The following is a 19,192-nucleotide window of genomic DNA, read 5'->3' as shown; positions in this document are numbered from 1 at the left end:
CTAGACATACGCTCATTCAACCTAGGCCAGAGGGTTCTTCCGATGAAAGATCTCGAAAACATTCCCGCCCTGATGCACGACATTGGCGAAAAGGCCCGCGCGGCCGCTGCGGAACTGGCCTTTGCCCCAGCCGAGCAAAAGCGCAAGGCGCTGGAAATTGCTGCCGACACCGTCTGGGAGGCGCGCGCGCAGATCATCGAGGCGAACGCCCGTGATCTGGATTTTGGCCGCCAAAAGGGCCTGTCCAAGGCGATGATGGACCGGCTGATGCTGGATGAGACGCGCATTCAGGGCATCTGTGACAGCCTGCGCTCTGTGGCGGCGCAAGACGATCCTGTGGGGGAGGTGATTGCCGAGTGGGACCGGCCCACGGGGTTGCACATCCAGCGCGTCCGCACGCCCCTTGGCGTGATCGGGGTAATCTACGAGTCGCGGCCCAACGTCACGGCGGATGCTGGCGCGCTCTGCCTGAAGGCGGGAAATGCGGTGATCCTGCGTGGCGGCTCTGAGAGCTTTCATTCCTCTGGCGCGATCCACGCCTGCCTTGTCGAGGGGCTGCGCGCGGCGGGTCTGCCGGAGGCCGCGATCCAGCTGGTGCCGACGCGCGACCGCGCGGCTGTCAGCGAGATGCTGAAGATGACCGACACCATCGACGTGATTGTCCCGCGCGGCGGCAAAGGATTGGTGGGGCTGGTGCAACGTGAGGCGCGGGTGCCGGTTTTTGCCCATCTCGAAGGCATTGTACACATCTACATCGACAAGGACGCCGACCCGGTCAAGGCCTTGGGGGTGGTCAAGAACGCCAAGACCCGACGTACGGGCATCTGTGGGGCCGCCGAATGCCTGCTGATCCACCGAGACGTGGTCGAGACCATCGGGCAGGGCGTGATCCGTGCGCTGATTGATGCAGGAGTCGAGGTGCGAGCAGATGCAGATTTGCAGGTGATCCCGGGCACAACTCCGGCGACGTCCGAGGATTGGGGGCAGGAATACCTCGACAGCATCATCGCCGCGCGTGTCGTGGACGATATCGATGCCGCCATCGCACATATTCGCCAGTACGGATCGAACCACACCGACTGTATCCTGACCGAGGATGACGCCGCCGCAGCGCGTTTTTTCGAACGGCTGGATTCAGCAATCCTGATGCGCAACGCCTCGACTCAGTTCGCCGATGGCGGTGAGTTTGGCATGGGCGCAGAAATTGGTATCGCCACGGGCAAGATGCACGCGCGTGGCCCGGTGGGCGCGGAACAACTGACCAGCTTCAAGTATCTGGTGACAGGGGATGGCACCGTCCGGGCCTAGGTCCGGACGAAAACGCAGTGTGGCGGATCGGACGCGCGCAGTTGGGTCAGGCGATCTTGAGGATGATCGTCTCATCCCGCAGCGTCGTGTAGACCTTGTGCCCCGCTTCCTCGGCCAGAATCGGCAATAGGGCGAAATGCACGCGGTTGGCGGCGGGCTCTTCCAACGCACCGCTGCCGTTCAGATGATCCCAAAGCGGTTGATCTATCGCCAGTCTCGGGCCAGAGGCGCTGAGCGCCCAGCCTGCGGCGTCACGCTCAAACCGGATCGTGCCGCCGCCGGGCAGCGCGCTTTCACAGCACAGATACGCAAGGAACGCCAACTGCACTTCGATCCGGGGCAGGTCGTCTTGCGGCATCCAGTCAGCGCGCAGCTTGCCGCCCTTGCCAAGCGCTGTCAGGGTGGACATGACCTCACGGCGGCCCATCATGTGTTGCTGGCTGGCCTGGCCAAAGGCGACCCGGAAAAAGCGGATGCGCGCCGCGGCGCTTTCGCAACTTTCCTGGATCAGCGCCATTTCAGGGCTGGTGTCTGCTGGCCCCGAAAGGGCGATCAGTTCCAGTCCGTTCTGGATGGCGCCGATGGGGCTGATAAGGTCGTGGCACAGGCGCGACCCGACAAGAGCGGCAAGATTGGCGCGGGGCTCGGACATGTCTGGCTCCGTTCTGGAGGGAATAGGAATGGCAGATCTCAACTCTTTACTCGAACCGGGGATGCTGGTCCGTCATCCGGATCAGCCCGATTGGGGTACCGGCCAGGTACAGTCGAACATAGGCGGCCGGATCACCGTGAATTTCCGCGAAGAAGGCAAGGTCGTGATCGACGGTGCCCGGGTGACTCTCCTCCCGGTATTTGATGGTTAACGTATTCCTGCACAGGTTTAGGAATGGTTAACCAGTGTCGCACTAACACGGGAAACATTGCACTCCAACGGCGGCTTGCCTATGACCACCAGACATCATGCGGCCACGCGCGGGGGACAAAAGTGTGACAGAGGCCTTCACGGTCCGGCTCGCGGAAAACGACGACGACATCAAGGCCGCGCAGCGCCTGCGCTATGAGGTGTTCGTGGCCGAATTGGGCGGCGACGGCGCATTGGTCGATCACGAGGCGCGGCTGGAACGGGACCGGTTCGATCCGTTTTTCGACCATCTGCTGATTTGCGATAATCTGCGCGGCGATGCTGTTGTCGGGGTCTACCGCGTCCTGCGCGAGGATCAAGCCAAGGCCGCAGGGCAATTCTATTCCGAGGATGAATACGATCTGACCGCGCTCAAGAGCAGTGGGCGTCGCCTGCTGGAACTGGGCCGCTCCTGTCTGCACCGCGATTACCGGGGCGGGCCAGCGATGTTCCATCTCTGGCAAGGACTGGGCAGCTACGTTCGGGACCACGGCATAGAGGTGCTGTTCGGCGTGGCCAGCTTTCACGGCATCGACGTGGACAAACTGGCTGAGCCACTTTCTCTGCTGCATCACCGTCATCTGGCCCCGGCAGAGTTGCGCCCACGCGCCCGCGCATATCAGTCGATGGATCTGATGCCCGAGGACCAGATCGACCGCCGCCGCGCCATGTTGCAGGTTCCGGCGTTGATCAAGGCCTATCTGCGGTTGGGGGGGTGTGTGGGCGATGGGGCCTTTATTGATCGCGATTTCAACACGGTAGACGTCTGTCTTGTGATGGACACAGAGCTAATGAACGACCGCCAGCGCGCGCGCTATACCCAAGAGCGCGCCCTGTGAGGCAGCCATGAGCCAGACCTGGGATGGCGCTGAGCCGCCCGATTGGCCGCCAATCGGCGTCATGGGCTGGCTGCGGGTCGCCCTGCGGGCGCCGCTCATGGTGGCGGTGATTTTCGGATGTCTGGGCCTTTTGTTGCTGGCACGGCTGATCGAGCGGCCAGTGTTTGGCACGCGCCGCCCGGTGACGCCATTGATCACCCAGTTCGTATGTCGCACGGTTCTGTTGATCATGGGGTTGCCGGTAGAGGTGCGGGGCCAACGCATGAAAGGCGCGGGGGCGGTGGTGGCCAACCACACGTCATGGCTGGATATTTTTGTGCTCAACAGCCGCAAGACGATCTATTTCGTCTCCAAGGCAGAAGTCTCTGACTGGCCGGGGATCGGCTGGCTGGCGCGGGCGACCGGAACGGTGTTCATCAACCGCGACCGGCGAGAGGCGCAATCGCAGACACAGCTGTTCGAGGAACGCCTGCTGCACGGTCACCGTCTGCTGTTTTTCCCTGAGGGGACCTCGACCGACGGTCTGCGGGTGCTGCCGTTCAAGACAACGCTGTTCGCCGCGTTTTATTCCGAACGGCTGCACCATGCGATGCAGATCCAGCCGGTGAGCGTGGTCTACCACGCACCGCCGGGTGCGCCTGCGTGCTTTTATGGCTGGTGGGGCGACATGGAATTCGGCGCGTCCCTGTTGCGGATTTTGGCGCAGGGGCGGCAAGGGCGCGTTGTGTTGACCTATCACCCGCCTCTGCGCGTGGATGACTATCCCAATCGCAAAAGCGTTGCGCGGGCGTTGGAAACACAGGTCAGGGCGGGCCATGAGGCCGAACTGGGGCCGCTTGGCCCCGAGTGACCCTCAGCCGCGCATGGCCTTTTCGAACTGCTTTAACGTTGCGGCCGGATCGTCGGTCGACCAGATCTCTTCGCCAATCGAAAAGAAGTCGGTGATGGGTGCCAATTGGGTGATCAGGTCGGCAGTCAATCCGCCCTCAGCCACCACGGGCAGTTCGATCATCTCGGTCCACCAGCTGAAAAGCTCGGGGTCGGCGAGTTCACCATCATCCAATGCGCCCGAAACAGGTCCAAAGGATACATAGTCAGCACCGCCCTCGGCCGCGGCCATCCCGTCGTGCCGGGACTGGCGACAATAGGCCCCGACGATGGCGTCCGGGCCCAACGTCTTGCGCGCGAATCGGACTGAGCGGGCGCCATCCAGCAGGTGCACCCCGTCCAATCCCAGTCGTTCGGCCATGACCACATGGGTGTCGATCACCAGCGCCACGTCGACCTTGTGCGCCACCTCGCGGACCGCATCTGCGGCGCGCAACAGGCGATCCTCATCGCGGGTGGCTAGGCTGAGCCGCAGGCAGGCGACGTCAACCTCCCCCACAACCCGCGCCAATTGGCCGGGAAAGCTGCCGAGGTCGAACTCCGGCGGGGTCACAAGGTAGATCTGCGGGGCATCCCGGTCTTCGGTCGTCATGGCGCTCTCCTGGTCCGAACGCTCTCATAACGCGGGTCTGCGCCCTTTGCACCTGCGTTTTTCGCATGTAGCGCGGGCTTGCCCCCGGCGCTTCGGGGCAGTACCCCTCCGCCGATCTTCAGGAGGGTTCCATGGCGACTGACAGACCGCAACCGGCCTTTGTGCTGGTCCGGCCCCAGATGGGCGAGAATATCGGCGCGGCGGCGCGGGCGATGTGGAACTTTGGGCTGGACCGGATGCGGGTGGTGGGGCCGCGCGACGGCTGGCCCAACCCCAAGGCGGTTGCGATGGCCTCTGGTGCGGGGCGTTTGCTGGATGAAGCGATCCATACCGACACGCTGGCTGAAGCGTTGTCCGACAGTCATTTCGTTTTCGCCACCACAGCGCGCTCTCGGGATCTGACCAAGACGGTCTATGAACCGCGCGAGGCAATGGCAGAGGCCGCACGTCGAATCGCACAAGGCCAAAGGGTGTCGGTGATGTTCGGGCCGGAAAGGGCCGGGTTGGAAAATGAGGACGTGGCGCAGGCGAACGCGATCATCACGGTCCCGGTGAACCCCGAGTTCTACTCGCTGAACCTCGCGCAATGTGTGCTGTTGACCGCCTATGAATGGCAACGCGCCACCGCTGACATCGCACCTGTGACAGAAACGCTGGCCGGGACCGAGGTGGCGGAGGCCCACGAGGTCGAACATCTGGCTCGCCATTACGAAGATCGCTTGGACGAGGCGGGGTTCTTTTTCCCCGAAACAAAGGCCGAAGGGATGAAGACCAACCTGCGCAATATGTGGTCGCGCCTGCCGCTGACCCGTGCGGATGTGCAGATGCTGCACGGCATGATGCGGCAGGTGGTCCGCTGGAAAGACAAAAAAGCGGACTGAACCCTAGGGATCAGTCCGCAAGTCGGCCGGGCCGGACAGGGAGGAGAACCGGCGCCGGTTCTCAGGAGGGGATCAGTAGTTGCCGCCGTAGCCGCCGGTCTGCTTCGGAGGCGTGTAGGTCTTTTTGGGCGGGGTGTAGGTCTTCTTGGGCGGCGTGTACGTGTTCTGCGGCGGGGTGTAGGAACACTGGTAGTTCACCACGTAATCCTGATGAACCCAGTAGTACTGACCCTGATGCAAGACCTGAACCCAACCGTACTGGCGGTCATAGGTGTCCAAGGCATGGCAGGGCTGGAAGGTGCCGGCAACGGCGTAGTTCAGGCCGGGACCGGTGCGATAGTTCAGGTGGTTCTGACCAACCCAAGCTTGGTCGGCGGATGCGACAGAGGCGGTCAGGGCGGTGGCTGCAATAGCCGCAGAGATCAGGAAGGTCTTCATGGGTTTGTTCCTTTGGGTCTATGTACTTGGCTGGTCTATGAATGATGGTGGGCGCGTGTGAACCTGTACGCACAATTTACGGTCTTCAGTACCTTACCATAAGTCAGGCATTCCTGACCGACCAAGAAAATGAAGCCGACGCATCGGTTTTTCGAAGTGCAAACGGAAACGGACCGATCCGGTGGGATCGGTCCGCTGCAGGTCATGGCCGGTACGGGAGGAAACTCCGGCCTGGGGTGGGAGCGATCAGTAACCCCAGTTCTTGTGACCCCAATGCTTGTTCTTCTTCGGTGCCCAGTGGCAGGAATGACCCTGCAGGTGTTTGGCCGACACCCAGTAGTAGTTGTGGTTGAAGTAGACCTTTGCCCAGCCGTGCTTGTAGGCGACGATATGCACGGCGGTGCAGGGGTTGAAGGTGCCCAGCTTGTAGTAGTTGGTGCCGGGGCCGGACCGTGCGTTCAGGTGATAGTCACCGATCCAGGCCTGGGTGGCAGATGCGGCCGAAGCGGTCATTGCGGCGGCGGCGAGGACAGCGGAAAGAATGAACTTTTTCATGGTGTTGATCCTTTGATAAAGTCTTTGATCTGTAAGCTCTGAGGCTTGGCTGCGGGTCTTTGGGGTCTTCGTATTCTGTGACATCAATCTAGCGGTTCGGGGCATCCGCCATAAGTCAGGCATACCTGACGGAGGTTTTCCCGACCCTCTGCGGCCTCCGCCGATACTCTCCGCTCGGGCATCGCCGAGACAAAAAAAGCGGACCGATCCGGGGGGATCGATCCGCAAGGGAGGCCGGGCCGGCCAGGGAGGAGAAACCGGCACCGGGAGGGAGGAAGAGATCAGTAGTTGTAGTGCTTGTTGTAGTGCTTGTTGTGATGCTTCTTCTTGGGCGCCCAGTGGCAGGAATGACCCTGCAGGTACTTGGCCGACACCCAGTAGTAGTTGTGGTTGAAGTAGACCTTCGCCCAGCCGTGCTTGTAGGCGACGATATGCACGGCGGTGCAGGGGTTGAAGGTGCCCAGCTTGTGGTAGTTGGTGCCGGGGCCGGACCGTGCGTTCAGGTGATAGTCACCAATCCAGGCTTGGGTGGCAGATGCGGCCGAAGCGGTCATTGCGGCGGCGGCGAGGACAGCGGAAAGAATGAACTTTTTCATGGTGTTGATCCTTTGATAAAGTCTTTGATCTGTAAGCTCTGAGGCTTGGCGGCGGGTCTTTGGGGTCTTCGTATTCTGTGACATCAATCTAGCGGTTCGGGGCATCCGCCATAAGTCAGGCATACCTGACGGAGGTTTTCCTGACCCCGGGACGTCCGGTTGCAGGTCCTCAAATCCCCGTCTGCGACGCTTGAAGGCCCCCGGTCGGCGCTCTAGTGTCCCGGGCAACAATGCGGAGGCTGGCATGGCAGAGAAACGCAAGCTGTTCGAAGAAGTGGGCGACAAGGCACAGACCCCGGCCGCACCCACGGGGGGCATGATCGACGCGGGCAAGCGCGGGGCGCGCGGGCCTGTACGGCTTTGGCTGATGCTGTTGTTTGTGTTGGTAGTGGCGATGATCGCTGTGGGCGGATTGACCAGATTGACGGACTCAGGACTGTCGATCACCGAATGGCGTCCGCTGACCGGCGCGCTGCCTCCGATGAGCGCAGAAGCTTGGGGCGTGGAGTTCGAGAAGTACAAGCAGATCCCGGAATACCAACTGCAGAACGCCGGTATGACCCTGTCAGAGTTCCAGTTCATATATTGGTGGGAATGGGGGCACAGACAGCTTGGGCGGGTGATCGGACTGGTCTGGGCCATCGGTTTCTTTGGCTTTCTCGCGACGAAATCAATTCCGCCGGGCTGGAACGGTCGGCTGTTGGGCCTTGGCGTGCTGGGCGGCCTGCAGGGGGCCATCGGCTGGTGGATGGTATCGTCGGGTCTGGGTGGTGACAGGCTGGATGTGGCGTCTTACCGGTTGGCCACGCATCTTGGCCTTGCCTTTGTGATCCTCGGCTTTATCGCATGGTATGTTTACCGGCTGACCTATGAAGAACGCGCGCTGATGCAGGCGCGGCGCAGCGCCGAGCCCAAGCTGTTTTCTATGTCCACCGGCCTGCTGCACTTCAGCTTTCTGCAGATACTGCTGGGGGCTCTGGTGGCCGGGATCGACGCCGGGCGCAGCTACAACGACTGGCCGCTTATGGGCGGAGAATTCTTTCCGTCGAACGCGCTGGACTTTGAACCGCTGTGGCGGAATTTCTTTGAGAATGCCGGGATGGTGCAGTTCATCCATCGCATCGCAGGCTACCTGTTGCTGGCCTTCGGAATCGTGGTCTGGCGGCGGGCGCGCCGGTCGCCGAACAGGGATACTCGCTTTCGTTTCAATGCTGTACTTGCCGCCTTGCTCCTACAGGTTGCGCTGGGTATCGTCACGGTTGTGTATACTGCTCCTTGGCAAATCGCCATCCTGCATCAGTTGGGGGCGGTGGTCCTTTGGGCATTGATTCTGCGGGCGCGCTTTGCGGCGCGATACCCCGCACCACAAAGTATAAGAGGGACGGCCTGAATGGGTGCGTATGAAGAGTTGATGGCGTTCCAGCGCGATACAGAGGCGCTGGCACAGGTTGCAGGGCGTCTGAGCTGGGATCAGGAAACCATGATGCCGCGCGGTGCCGCCGACCAGCGCAGCGATGAACGCGCGGCGATGGAGGCGGTGCTGCACCAGCGTCGCACCGACCCGCGTGTCGGCGACTGGTTGGCGGCGATTGTCGAGGACGGGTTGGACCCGGTGGCACGGGCGCAACTGCGCCACATCCGCCGTAGCCATCAACGTGCGGTGCGCGTCCCCGAACGTCTGGCGTCCGAGATCGCGAGGCTGGTCAGCCGCAGCCACGTGATCTGGGCCGAGGCCCGCGCGGATGACGATTTCGCTGCCTTCGCTCCGGCGTTGAAAGAGGTGATCGCGCTCCGTCAGGAAGAAGGCGCAGCTTTGGCTGCGGGCGGCGATGTCTATGACGCGCTGTTGGAAGACTATGAACCCGGCGCCAAGGCGGCGGACCTCGAGGCGATGTTTGGCGCACTGCGACCGCGCCTTGTGGCCCTGCGCGAGGCGGTCCTGTCCAAGCCGCAGCCAAAGGGCCTGAGCGGGCCCTTTGACGAGGGGGGACAGATGAAGCTGGCGCGCCTCTTGGCCAAGACCTTTGGTTATGACATGAAACGGGGCCGCGTGGACAAGGCGGTACACCCGTTCAGTTCCGGTTCCGGTGATGATGTGCGGATCACCACGCGCACCATGCCACTGGAGCCTTTCAACTGCTTTTACTCCACCATCCATGAGGTCGGTCACGGCTGTTATGAGCAGAACATCGATACCCGCTATCGGCTGACGCCACTGGGAGCGGGCGTGTCGATGGGCGTTCACGAAAGCCAGAGCCGGATTTACGAGAACCAACTGGGCCGGTCACGCGCCTTTACCGGCTGGCTCTACCGCCAGATGCGCGACACTTTCGGTAACTTCGGTATCACCGATGAGGATGGGTTCTATGCCGCCGTGAATCAGGTACGGAACGGCTATATCCGGACCGAGGCGGATGAATTGCAATATAACCTGCACGTTCTTTTGCGGTTTGATCTGGAGCGCGCCCTGATCACTGGCGACCTGCTGGTCGACGATCTGGAGGCGGCGTGGAACGACCGGTTCAAGGCCGACTTCGGCTTTGCCGTCGACAAGCCATCCGACGGTGTCTTGCAGGATGTGCATTGGTCCGCCGGTCTGTTTGGATATTTCCCGACCTATTCGATGGGCAATGTCTACGCCGGGTGTCTGTATAAGGCCCTGCGTGTCGCGGTTCCCGATCTCGATGCGCAACTGGCGGAAGGGGACACCTCGTCCGCGACTGACTGGCTGAGGGACAACCTGCAGCAATATGGCGGGCTCTATACACCGCGTGAGGTCATCGAGAAAGCCAGTGGGGGCGCACCGTCCGAGGGGCCATTGCTGGACTACCTCGAGGAAAAGTTCACGGCGCTATACGGGTTGTGACACCAAAAAACGGGACGGGCATGACCCGTCCCGATGTAGCAGAAAGCGGCGGGCGGCGTGTGACACGCGCGCCCGCTTTTTTATATCAATCGGCTGCGTCGCCCTCTTCGGCGTCGTCCTCATCGCCCTGATCCGCGATCCATGCGACGGAGACCACGGTTTCACCCGCGCCGGTGTTGAACACCTTCACGCCGCCCGCGCTGCGCGACCGGAAGGAAATTCCCTCGACCGGCACGCGGATCGACTGGCCGGTTGAGGTCGCCAGCATGATCTGATCGTCCATTTCAACGGGGAAGGAGGCCACGATCTCACCGCCGCGCATGGATTTCTCCCATGCGGTGACACCCATGCCGCCACGGCCCCGGACCGGGTAATCGTGGCTGGACGACAGTTTGCCCAGACCTTTGGCCGTGATCGTCAGCAACAGGTTTTCCGCCGCCGACATCTGGGCGTACCGCTCTGGCGGCAACTGGCTGTTGGCGTTGCCCTCTTCCTCGTCGGGTGTGTCCGCATCGTCGGCCAGTCCAGCCATGGCGCGGCGCATCTTGAGATAAGAGGCGCGCTCATCGGATTCGGCCTCGAAATGTCGGATCACCGACATCGACACAACCTCATCGCCATTGGACAGACGCACACCGCGCACCCCGGTGGAGTTGCGCGAGTTGAAGACCCGCACCTCTGGCACAGGAAAGCGGATCGCCCGGCCGGAATTGGTCACCAGCATCACGTCGTCATCTTCAGAGCAGATGCGCGCATTGATCAGGCGGGTGTTCTCATCCTCGCCCTCGAATTTCATGGCGATCTTGCCGTTGCGTTTGACGTTGGTGAAATCCGACAAAAGGTTGCGCCGGACAGAGCCTTTGGAGGTCGCAAAGACGATCTGCAGATCGTCCCAGTCCTCTTCCGGACGGTCCACCGGCATGATCGCCGCGATGGACACGCCGGGTGGGATCGGCAGGATGTTGACGATGGCCTTGCCCTTGGATGTCCGCCCGCCCAGCGGCAGGCGCCATGTCTTGAGCTTGTAGGCCATGCCGTCCGTGGTGAAGAACAACAATTGGGTATGGGTATTGGCGACAAACAGCGTGGTGACCACGTCGTCGTCCTTGGTCGCCATGCCGGACAGGCCCTTTCCGCCGCGTTTCTGCGCGCGGAAATCGGCAAGCGCCGTGCGCTTGATATAGCCGGACTGGGTGACGGTGACGACCATGTCCTCACGCTCGATCAGGTCCTCATCTTCCAGATCGCCTGCCCAATCGGTGATCTCGGTCCGGCGCGGCACGGCGAATTCTTCGCGGATGGCGCGCATCTCATCGCCGATGATCGTCATGATCCGGTCGCGCGATGACAGAATGTCGAGGTAATCCTTGATCTTGGCGGCAAGGTCTTCGAGTTCGTCGGTGACTTCCTTTACACCCAGTTGGGTCAGGCGCTGCAATCGCAGTTCAAGGATGGCGCGGGCCTGTGTTTCGGACAGGTTATAGGTGCCGTCCTCATTGGCCTTGTGGGTCGGATCGTCGATCAGCGCGATATAGGGCAGGATTTCCTCTGCCGGCCAACGTCGTTCCATCAGTTTCACACGCGCTTCGGGCGCATCGGCGGATGAACGGATGGTCGCAACCACCTCATCGACGTTCGAGACCGCCACGGCCAGACCGCACAGGATATGCGAGCGTTCGCGCGCCTTGCGCAGCAAGTAGGCCGTGCGCCGCGCTACAACTTCCTCACGGAAGTCAATGAAAGCGCTCAGAAAACCGTAAAGCGTCAGTTGTTCAGGCTTGCCGCCGTTCAGCGCCAGCATGTTGCAGGCAAAGCTGACCTGCATCGGGGTGAAGCGGAAAAGCTGGTTCATCACCACTTCGGCGGTGGCGTCCCGCTTGAGCTCGACCACGACGCGCACGCCGTCACGGTCAGATTCGTCCTGAACGTGGGCGATACCCTCGATCTTTTTGTCGCGGGCGGCCTCGGCGATGCGTTCAATCATCGTCGCCTTGTTCACCTGATAGGGAATTTCGTCGATAATGATGGCGAAGCGGTCCTTGCGGATCTCTTCGATCCGCGTCTTGGCGCGGATAATGACGCTGCCACGCCCTTCAAGGTAGGCTTTTCGCGCACCGGACCGGCCAAGGATCACGCCGCCGGTGGGAAAATCCGGAGCGGGGATAAACTCGATCAGTTCCTCGATCGACAGGTCCGGGTTTTCGATCAGGGCCAGCGTGGCGTCGATCACTTCGCCAAGATTATGCGGCGGAATCCGCGTGGCCATGCCGACGGCGATCCCTTCAGCCCCGTTTACAAGGACGTTGGGATAGCGGGCGGGCAGAACCGTGGGTTCACGCTCCTTGCCGTCATAGTTGTCCTGAAAATCGACCGTGTCCTTGTCGATGTCCGTCAACAGGGCCAGCGCGGATTTCGCCAGACGGGATTCCGTATAACGCATGGCCGCGGGGCTATCGCCGTCCATCGAGCCAAAGTTGCCCTGACCGTCGATCAGCGGCAGGCTCATCGAAAAATCCTGCGCCATTCGAACAAGCGCGTCATAGATCGCGCTGTCGCCGTGCGGGTGGTAGTTGCCCATCACCTCGCCAACCGATTTCGCGGACTTCCGATAGCTCTTGTCGGGCGTGTAACCGCCATCGAACATGGCATACAGGATGCGCCGGTGCACAGGTTTTAGGCCATCGCGCAGATCGGGAATCGCACGGCTCACGATCACGCTCATTGCGTAATCGAGATAGCTGACCTTCATTTCGTCTTCGATCGAGATCGAGGGACCGCGCGGCTCTGGCCGCGTTTCTTCTTCGTTCTCAGGGGGTTCTGGCGTATCGCTCACGTATGGGGCCTGCTGCTTGTTCTGCCATATATTGTTGAGGCGGTTATATCAGAGACTATCTGTAGGGTGCAATGGTGGCGCGATAGGCGTGCTTTGGCAGCCACCGCATGACAGTGCTAACATACTGTTTTTATTGAAAAGTAAAGAATCTCTTGGCAGCATTTCCAGACGAGCTGACACAACGAGGTAAAAACCGATGCAGGAGTCCGAAACCGAACTGATGCTCAAGGGGTACGGCCTGACGACGGCGGAACTTTACTACCGAATGCCGGACTTCAAGAACGTCCTGAACACCTTTATCTGGCAGGAGTACGATCTTGCGCCCGACCATCCGAAACTCTTTGAGTTCATCGAATTCTGGCAGGATGAGATCGAAGGACCGCTACATTCGGTCCGGTTCACTCACCGCAAGATGATCTCAGCCGGGGAATGGCGCAATATGGTGGGTGAGTTCCGCTATCACTGAACCGGCTGGCAAAGAAGGGCGGCACACGCCCGAAAGCGACAGAGGGGCAACGCCCCTCTACCGCGAACGGGATCAGGGAATGATCCGGGTGTATTTCACGCCTTCCAGGGTTGCGCCGACGCGCAGGCCGGCCTGACCAAAGATCACCGCGATGACGGGGGCCAAGGACGTGGTGGTTTCAGCGGCCAACGTCTCACCGCGTTCGAGGACCGCGTATTTCAGGTTCGCGCCCGCCGCAAAGCCCGGAGAGCGGCGGAATGTCTGCAGGGCCTCATCGGTCATGAAGAACAGAACGTGCGAATACTGCTGCGCGCCAATTTGAAGACCGCCGCTGGCCTTGGCCACCGAGTAATAGTCCACCGTTGCACCACCAACGCGCAGCGCGCCACGGCCATAGCCGCCGCCAAAACCCAGACCGGCCTCTGTCACCACGGGCATGACCAGCAGGCCCACGGCTTTTGCGGACAGGTCGCGGGTGGCAGGGTAGTCGCCATAAAGCTTTGAGAGTGTCTGGTCGACACGGGCGTCGATACGCGCGTCGCCGTTGCTGCCCACGCCGTTGCAGGCGCCCAGCAGGGCGGTCGCGCCCAAGCCAAAGGTCACGTTTCGTCTGGTGAGTGTCATGGGTCCGCCTGTTTGTTGATATGCCTCATGATCCGGCTGTTTCGCCGGTTGCGCCGCAATATAGGTGCAGGCGCAAGAATTGTCACGATATCTTGTAGTCTCTCGGCGACGCTTTGCCGTGTTCCAATCAGCCGTTCAGCAATCGCGCCGCAGCGGGTGCGAAATAGGTCAGCACCCCGTCGCAGCCCGCGCGTTTAAAGCTTGTCAGGCTTTCCATCATGGCTTTCTCGCCATCGATCCAGCCGCGCTCACCCGCGCCCGCAATCATCGCGTATTCACCGGACACCTGATAGGCAAAGGTTGGCGCGCCGAACATCTCATGCGCGCGGCGGCAGATGTCCAGATAGGGCATACCCGGTTTGACCATGATCATATCCGCGCCCTCGGCGAGATCGCGAGCGATCAGCCGCATCGCCTCATCCGAATTGCCGGGGTCTTGCTGATAGGTTTTCTTATCGCCCTTCAGGGCTCCGCTGGCCCCCACAGCATCGCGGAACGGCCCGTAAAAGGCAGAGGCATATTTCGCGGCATAGCTGAGCAGCAGAACGTTCTGATGGCCCGCGCCCTCTAGTGCCGTGCGAAGCGCACCGATGCGGCCATCCATCATGTCCGACGGGCCGATGATATCCGCCCCTGCATTCGCCTGGGATAGCGCCTGTTTCACTAGCGCCTCGACGGTGCGGTCATTGACGATTTCGCCATCTTCGACAAAGCCATCGTGCCCGTTGGTATTATAGGGGTCCAGCGCGACATCGGTCATCACCGCGATGTCCGGCACCGCCTCCTTGATCGCCCGCGTGGCGCGGTTGGACAGGTTGTCGGGGTTCCAGGCCTCGGCGCAATCTTCGGTCTTTAGCCCCGGATCGGTGTAGGGAAACAGGCAGATCGCCGGGATGCCCAAGGCATGCGCATCGGTTGCTGCCTCGACCACCTTATCGACTGACAGCCGGTTGACACCGGGCATCGAGGTGATGGGTTCCACCATGCCCTCACCGTCGCGCACGAAGACCGGCCAGATGAAATCGGCCGGGCTCAGCGTGGTTTCCTGCACCAGCGCGCGGATCGCGGGGGTGCGGCGCAACCGGCGCAGGCGGGTGGCGGGGTAGGGGGCGAGGGTCGGCTGCATCTGACTGGTCCTTCTCGGCGTTACCTTTGGGTGACACGGAATTTCGCAGGCGACAAGCCCATTGCAGCCGGGGCAGGTGCAGGCCATAAGCGGATCGCTGGGGCTAAAACAACCGGGAAGAGAGCAGGCATTGGACTGGTACAGCACCGTTTTCGAAGTCATCGACATGCGGTCCTTTTCGAACCTCTGGTTCTGGGTCATGCTGGCGGTGCTGTGGTCCTCGACCAGCCACTGGGTGCTTGGCGTCCCATTCGACATGGTGGCGCGCGCGCGGCGCGCCGGCGGTCAGGCGGCAGAGGATCTCGAAGACCTTGTGCGGATCAACACCAACCGCCTGCTTTTCATTGTCGAGGAATCCGGGCTGTGGATCGTGGCGATTGGCTCTGCCTTTTTGACCGCAGCGGCGATCCTCGGGTTCATTTACTGGGTAGAGTTCGCTCAGGCCGTCTTTATGCTGGCCTTTCCGATGATGTTCGTGGGGCTTCTGAGCATCAATTCAGCCCGGCGTATTCAGGCTGGCCAGAACTCGGGTGAGGCGCTGTGGCGCCGGTTGCGGCTGCACCGGATGATCACGCAATTCATCGGCGTGGTGTCGATCTTTTTCACCGCGCTCTGGGGCATGTACATGAACCTGACGGTGCTGGCGTTCTGAACGCCCCTTTGCCCGCCGTTGAGTGTACACCCTGTGCGCGGTTGACGTGACGCGCCCGGCGCGCCATGTGAGCCTTCATGACAGAACAGCGTATCATCATGGGCGGCGCGCCCGAGGGCTATGATGCCCGTCTGGTGCTGCGTGAGGTGGAGCGGGCCAAAGGCCCCGTGATCCACATCGCGCGTGACGACAAGCGGTTGGCGGCCATGCGTGATGCGCTGGCCTTTTTTGCCCCGGACATGCCGGTGATGGTCTTTCCTGCGTGGGATTGCCTGCCCTATGACCGCGTGTCCCCCAATGCCGACATCTCTGCCGCGCGCATGGCGACACTTGCGACGTTGGTGCACGGCGGGCCATCGCATTTTGTCCTTCTGACGACGCTGTCCGCCGCGATGCAGTTTCTGCCTGCCCGCAATGTGCTGCGCGAGGCTGCCTTTACCGCGCGCGTTGGTGATCGCGTGGATGAGGCAGGGTTGCGCGCCTTCCTTGTGCGCATGGGGTTCAGTCAGGCCCCAACGGTGACGGAACCCGGTGACTACGCCGTACGTGGCGGCATCATCGATATCTTCCCGCCGGGGGATGGCGGGCCGGTGCGGCTGGATTTCTTCGGCGACGTTCTGGACGGCGCGCGGCGGTTCGACCCTGTCACACAGCGGACAACGGAAAAGCTGGAGATGGTGGAACTGGCGCCCGTCTCAGAGGTTATCCTTGATGACGCGGCGATCACGCGGTTTCGTCAGAACTATCGGATCGAGTTTGGCGCGGCTGGCACCGACGATCCGCTCTACGAGGCGGTCAGTGCGGGGCGTAAGCATCAGGGAGTGGAGCACTGGCTGCCCTTCTTCCATGAGCGGTTGGAAACCCTGTTCGATTACTTGCCTGATGCGCCGGTGCTGATGGACGATCAACTGACGCCGTCACGCCTTTCGCGGTGGGATAGCATCGCCGACCAGTACGATGCGCGTCGACACGCAATGAGCCAGAAAAAGTCACTGGGCAGCACGGTGTACAAGCCGATCCCGCCAGAGACCCTGTATCTGGACGACAAGACGTGGATCCATGCCCTGGGCGCGCGGCGCGAAGTGCAGTTCCACCCTCTGCCGCAGGCGTCCGGTCCGGGTGTTGTGGACGCAGGCGGGCGCATCGGGCGCAATTTCGCGCCAGAACGGCAACAAGAAAGCATCAGTCTTTTCAAATCGTTGGCTGACCATATCAAGCTTTGTATGCAGGATGGCCCAGTCGTCATCGCCTCTTATTCCGAAGGCGCGCGTGAGCGTCTGACCGGGTTGATCGAGGATGAGGGACTGGCCGAGGCGATCCCCGTCACCAACGGTACGCGGATCGGCAAGCGTGGTTTGCATCTGGCGGTCTGGTCGCTGGAGGCCGGGTTTGTTGCGCCTTGGGAAGAGGCGCGCGTCACGGTCATTTCGGAACAGGACGTTCTGGGCGACCGGCTGATCCGCCAACCCAAGAAACGCCGCAAGGCAGAGAACTTTCTGACAGAGCACCAATCGCTCGCCCCCGGTGATCTGGTTGTCCACGTCGATCACGGGATCGGCCGTTACATGGGGCTGGAGGTGGTGACCGCAGCCGGGGCGGCGCATGAATGCCTGCTGCTGGAATACGCCGAAAATTCAAAACTCTACCTACCGGTCGAGAACATCGAACTGTTGTCCAAATACGGCCACGAAGAGGGCCTTTTGGACAGGCTGGGCGGCGGCGCGTGGCAGGCCAAGAAGGCCAAGCTGAAGGAACGCATCCGCGAGATGGCCGACCGGCTGATCCGCATCGCGGCAGAGCGCGCCCTGCGCAAGGCACCGATCATGGACCCGCCGCCGGGGGCCTACGAAAGCTTTGCCGCGCGGTTCCCCTATCAAGAGACGGACGACCAGCTAAAGGCCATCGAGGATGTCATGGAAGACATTCACTCTGGCCAGCCGATGGACCGGCTGATCTGTGGTGACGTTGGTTTCGGCAAAACAGAGGTTGCGATGCGCGCGGCCTTTGTCGCGGCCATGTCGGGTGTTCAGGTGGCGGTGATCGCGCCGACGACCCTGTTGGCCCGTCAGCACTACAACAGCTTTGCAGAACGGTTCCGGGGCTTTCCACTGCAGGTATCGCCGCTCTCGCGTTTTGTCTCGCAGAAACAGGCGGCCCTGACCCGCGACGGCATCTCCAAAGGCTCGGTCGATATTGCCGTTGGCACCCACGCCTTGCTGGCCAAAGGCATCCGCTTCAACAACCTCGGCCTGTTGATCATCGATGAGGAGCAGCGCTTTGGCGTGCAGCACAAGGAGCGGCTGAAACAGTTGCGCTCTGACATCCACGTGCTGACCCTGACAGCGACCCCGATCCCGCGCACGCTGCAACTGTCCCTGACCGGGGTGCGCGATCTGTCGATCATCGGCACGCCGCCCGTCGACCGTTTGTCGATCCGCACTTATGTCAGCGAATTTGATCCGGTCACCATCCGCGAGGCGCTGCTGCGCGAGCATTATCGCGGCGGCCAGTCCTTCTTTGTGGTGCCGCGCCTGACCGACTTGCCAGAGGTCGAGGAATTCCTGAAAGAGCAGGTGCCAGAGGTAACTTACGTGGTCGCCCACGGCCAGATGGCGGCGGGAGAGTTGGACGACCGCATGAACGCATTTTACGACGGCAAATACGACGTGCTGGTGGCGACAACCATCGTGGAGTCGGGGCTTGATATCCCGACGGCCAACACGATGGTGGTGCATAGGGCCGACATGTTCGGTCTGTCGCAGCTTTACCAGATCCGGGGCCGCGTTGGCCGCTCCAAGACCCGCGCCTATGCGTATCTCACGACGAAACCGCGCGCCAAGCTGACCACGACCGCCGAAAAGCGCCTGCGCGTTCTGGGCAGTCTGGATACGCTGGGGGCCGGGTTCACGTTGGCCTCACAGGACCTCGACATTCGCGGGGCGGGCAACCTGCTGGGTGAGGAGCAATCCGGCCAGATGCGCGACGTGGGCTATGAACTGTACCAGTCCATGCTGGAAGAGGCGATTGCCAAGATCCGCGCCGGTGAAATGGAAGGCTTGTCAGAGGGCGATGACCGATGGGCACCGCAGATCAACCTTGGTGTGCCGGTCCTGATCCCCGAGACTTTCGTGCCCGATCTGGACGTGCGGCTGGGCCTGTATCGCAGGCTGTCGAGCCTGACGACCAAGGTCGAACTCGAAGGGTTTGCCGTCGAACTGATCGACCGCTTCGGCAAGCTGCCGCGTGAGGTGAACACCTTGTTGTTGGTGGTGCGGATCAAGGCCATGTGCAAACGGGCCGGGATTGCCAAGTTGGACGGGGGGCCAAAGGGGGCCACGATCCAGTTCCACAACGATAAATTCGCCTCACCTCAGGGACTGGTGGAATTCATCACCGCGCAGGACGGGTTGGCCAAAGTCAGGGATAACAAAATCGTCGTGCGTCGGGATTGGACGCGTGACAAGGACAAGATTCAGGGGGCCTTTGCCATCGCTCGGGATCTGGCGGAGAAAGTCGTGGCGGCGAAAAAGCGGGCCAAGGCCTGAGGTTCAAAACACCGGCTTAATTCTTCACTCGGTGTTAATTATCTGCGGGTATGCCGTGCTCCACGACCTCTGGAGGCCCGTC

Annotated in this window: 18 protein-coding genes; 10 read left to right on the top strand and 8 right to left on the bottom strand. The window is 61.5% G+C overall.

Annotated elements, in window-relative coordinates:
* Positions 1 to 42 precede the first annotated feature (42 nt).
* Positions 43 to 1,308, top strand: coding sequence for a glutamate-5-semialdehyde dehydrogenase (locus VOI21_RS06740; RefSeq protein ID WP_323769014.1), 1,266 nt, complete (start codon positions 43 to 45; stop codon positions 1,306 to 1,308).
* A gap of 46 nt (positions 1,309 to 1,354) precedes the next feature.
* On the opposite strand, the gene VOI21_RS06735 is transcribed toward VOI21_RS06740, so the two are convergent.
* Entirely contained in the window at positions 1,355 to 1,960 is a 606-nt protein-coding gene (locus tag VOI21_RS06735) for a histidine phosphotransferase family protein (RefSeq protein ID WP_323769012.1), read from the bottom strand.
* 28 nt (positions 1,961 to 1,988) lie between these two features.
* On the opposite strand from VOI21_RS06735, the gene VOI21_RS06730 reads away from it, so the two are divergent.
* The 3 genes from VOI21_RS06730 to VOI21_RS06720 all read left to right on the top strand — a co-directional run bounded on the left by VOI21_RS06730 (position 1,989) and on the right by VOI21_RS06720 (position 3,898).
* Positions 1,989 to 2,171 (top strand): DUF3553 domain-containing protein, encoded by a 183-nt coding sequence (locus VOI21_RS06730; protein ID WP_323769010.1) that lies wholly within the window; start codon positions 1,989 to 1,991, stop codon positions 2,169 to 2,171.
* A 124-nt stretch (positions 2,172 to 2,295) separates the two neighbouring features.
* Entirely contained in the window at positions 2,296 to 3,048 is a 753-nt protein-coding gene (locus VOI21_RS06725; protein ID WP_416358960.1) for a GNAT family N-acetyltransferase, read from the top strand.
* Positions 3,049 to 3,055: 7 nt separating this feature from the next.
* Positions 3,056 to 3,898, top strand: a complete 843-nt coding sequence (locus VOI21_RS06720) for a lysophospholipid acyltransferase family protein (RefSeq protein WP_323769006.1) — start codon at positions 3,056 to 3,058, stop codon at positions 3,896 to 3,898.
* A gap of 3 nt (positions 3,899 to 3,901) precedes the next feature.
* On the opposite strand, the gene VOI21_RS06715 is transcribed toward VOI21_RS06720, so the two are convergent.
* On the bottom strand, positions 3,902 to 4,528 hold the full coding sequence (locus VOI21_RS06715; protein WP_323769004.1) for a thiamine phosphate synthase: 627 nt from the start codon (positions 4,526 to 4,528) through the stop codon (positions 3,902 to 3,904).
* Between the two features lie 131 nt (positions 4,529 to 4,659).
* Between VOI21_RS06715 and VOI21_RS06710 the strand changes: the two genes are divergently transcribed.
* A complete protein-coding gene (locus VOI21_RS06710) occupies positions 4,660 to 5,409 on the top strand; it encodes an RNA methyltransferase (protein WP_323769002.1) in 750 nt (249 codons plus the stop codon).
* Between the two features lie 72 nt (positions 5,410 to 5,481).
* On the opposite strand, the gene VOI21_RS06705 is transcribed toward VOI21_RS06710, so the two are convergent.
* The 3 genes from VOI21_RS06705 to VOI21_RS06695 form a co-directional block, all read right to left on the bottom strand.
* Positions 5,482 to 5,847, bottom strand: a complete 366-nt coding sequence (locus VOI21_RS06705) for an SH3 domain-containing protein (protein WP_323769000.1) — start codon at positions 5,845 to 5,847, stop codon at positions 5,482 to 5,484.
* Between the two features lie 246 nt (positions 5,848 to 6,093).
* Positions 6,094 to 6,402, bottom strand: coding sequence for an SH3 domain-containing protein (locus tag VOI21_RS06700; RefSeq protein WP_323768998.1), 309 nt, complete (start codon positions 6,400 to 6,402; stop codon positions 6,094 to 6,096).
* Positions 6,403 to 6,683: 281 nt separating this feature from the next.
* On the bottom strand, positions 6,684 to 6,998 hold the full coding sequence (locus VOI21_RS06695) for an SH3 domain-containing protein (RefSeq protein ID WP_323768996.1): 315 nt from the start codon (positions 6,996 to 6,998) through the stop codon (positions 6,684 to 6,686).
* Between the two features lie 244 nt (positions 6,999 to 7,242).
* Here VOI21_RS06695 and ctaA point away from each other — a divergent pair, with 244 nt between their 5' ends.
* Positions 7,243 to 8,388 (top strand): heme A synthase, encoded by a 1,146-nt coding sequence (gene ctaA, locus VOI21_RS06690; RefSeq protein ID WP_323768994.1) that lies wholly within the window; start codon positions 7,243 to 7,245, stop codon positions 8,386 to 8,388.
* Complete coding sequence (locus VOI21_RS06685) at positions 8,389 to 9,864, top strand: carboxypeptidase M32 (protein ID WP_323768992.1); 1,476 nt, start codon at positions 8,389 to 8,391, stop codon at positions 9,862 to 9,864.
* An 85-nt stretch (positions 9,865 to 9,949) separates the two neighbouring features.
* Here the strand turns inward: VOI21_RS06685 and gyrA are convergent, their stop codons facing one another.
* On the bottom strand, positions 9,950 to 12,697 hold the full coding sequence (gyrA, locus tag VOI21_RS06680; RefSeq protein ID WP_323768990.1) for a DNA gyrase subunit A: 2,748 nt from the start codon (positions 12,695 to 12,697) through the stop codon (positions 9,950 to 9,952).
* 196 nt (positions 12,698 to 12,893) lie between these two features.
* Here gyrA and VOI21_RS06675 point away from each other — a divergent pair, with 196 nt between their 5' ends.
* The gene (locus VOI21_RS06675) at positions 12,894 to 13,163 is read left to right on the top strand and encodes an usg protein (RefSeq protein WP_323768989.1); all 270 of its coding nucleotides are present in this window, start codon (positions 12,894 to 12,896) and stop codon (positions 13,161 to 13,163) included.
* A gap of 72 nt (positions 13,164 to 13,235) precedes the next feature.
* Here VOI21_RS06675 and VOI21_RS06670 read toward each other — a convergent pair whose 3' ends face one another.
* Positions 13,236 to 13,787: a YSC84-related protein gene (locus tag VOI21_RS06670; protein WP_323768987.1), complete on the bottom strand. Its 552-nt coding sequence runs from the start codon at positions 13,785 to 13,787 to the stop codon at positions 13,236 to 13,238.
* Positions 13,788 to 13,914: 127 nt separating this feature from the next.
* Positions 13,915 to 14,913 carry a porphobilinogen synthase gene (gene hemB / locus VOI21_RS06665; protein WP_323768985.1) on the bottom strand — a complete coding sequence of 333 codons (999 nt, stop codon included), beginning with the start codon at positions 14,911 to 14,913 and terminating at the stop codon, positions 13,915 to 13,917.
* Positions 14,914 to 15,043: 130 nt separating this feature from the next.
* Here hemB and VOI21_RS06660 point away from each other — a divergent pair, with 130 nt between their 5' ends.
* A complete protein-coding gene (locus VOI21_RS06660; RefSeq protein ID WP_323768983.1) occupies positions 15,044 to 15,565 on the top strand; it encodes a component of SufBCD complex in 522 nt (173 codons plus the stop codon).
* Positions 15,566 to 15,642: 77 nt separating this feature from the next.
* On the top strand, positions 15,643 to 19,110 hold the full coding sequence (mfd, locus tag VOI21_RS06655) for a transcription-repair coupling factor (RefSeq protein WP_323768981.1): 3,468 nt from the start codon (positions 15,643 to 15,645) through the stop codon (positions 19,108 to 19,110).
* Positions 19,111 to 19,192 lie beyond the last annotated feature (82 nt).

The organism is Antarctobacter sp. (assembly GCF_034670325.1).
GTDB lineage: Bacteria > Pseudomonadota > Alphaproteobacteria > Rhodobacterales > Rhodobacteraceae > Antarctobacter.
This window is presented reverse-complemented; position numbering and strand designations above follow the sequence as displayed.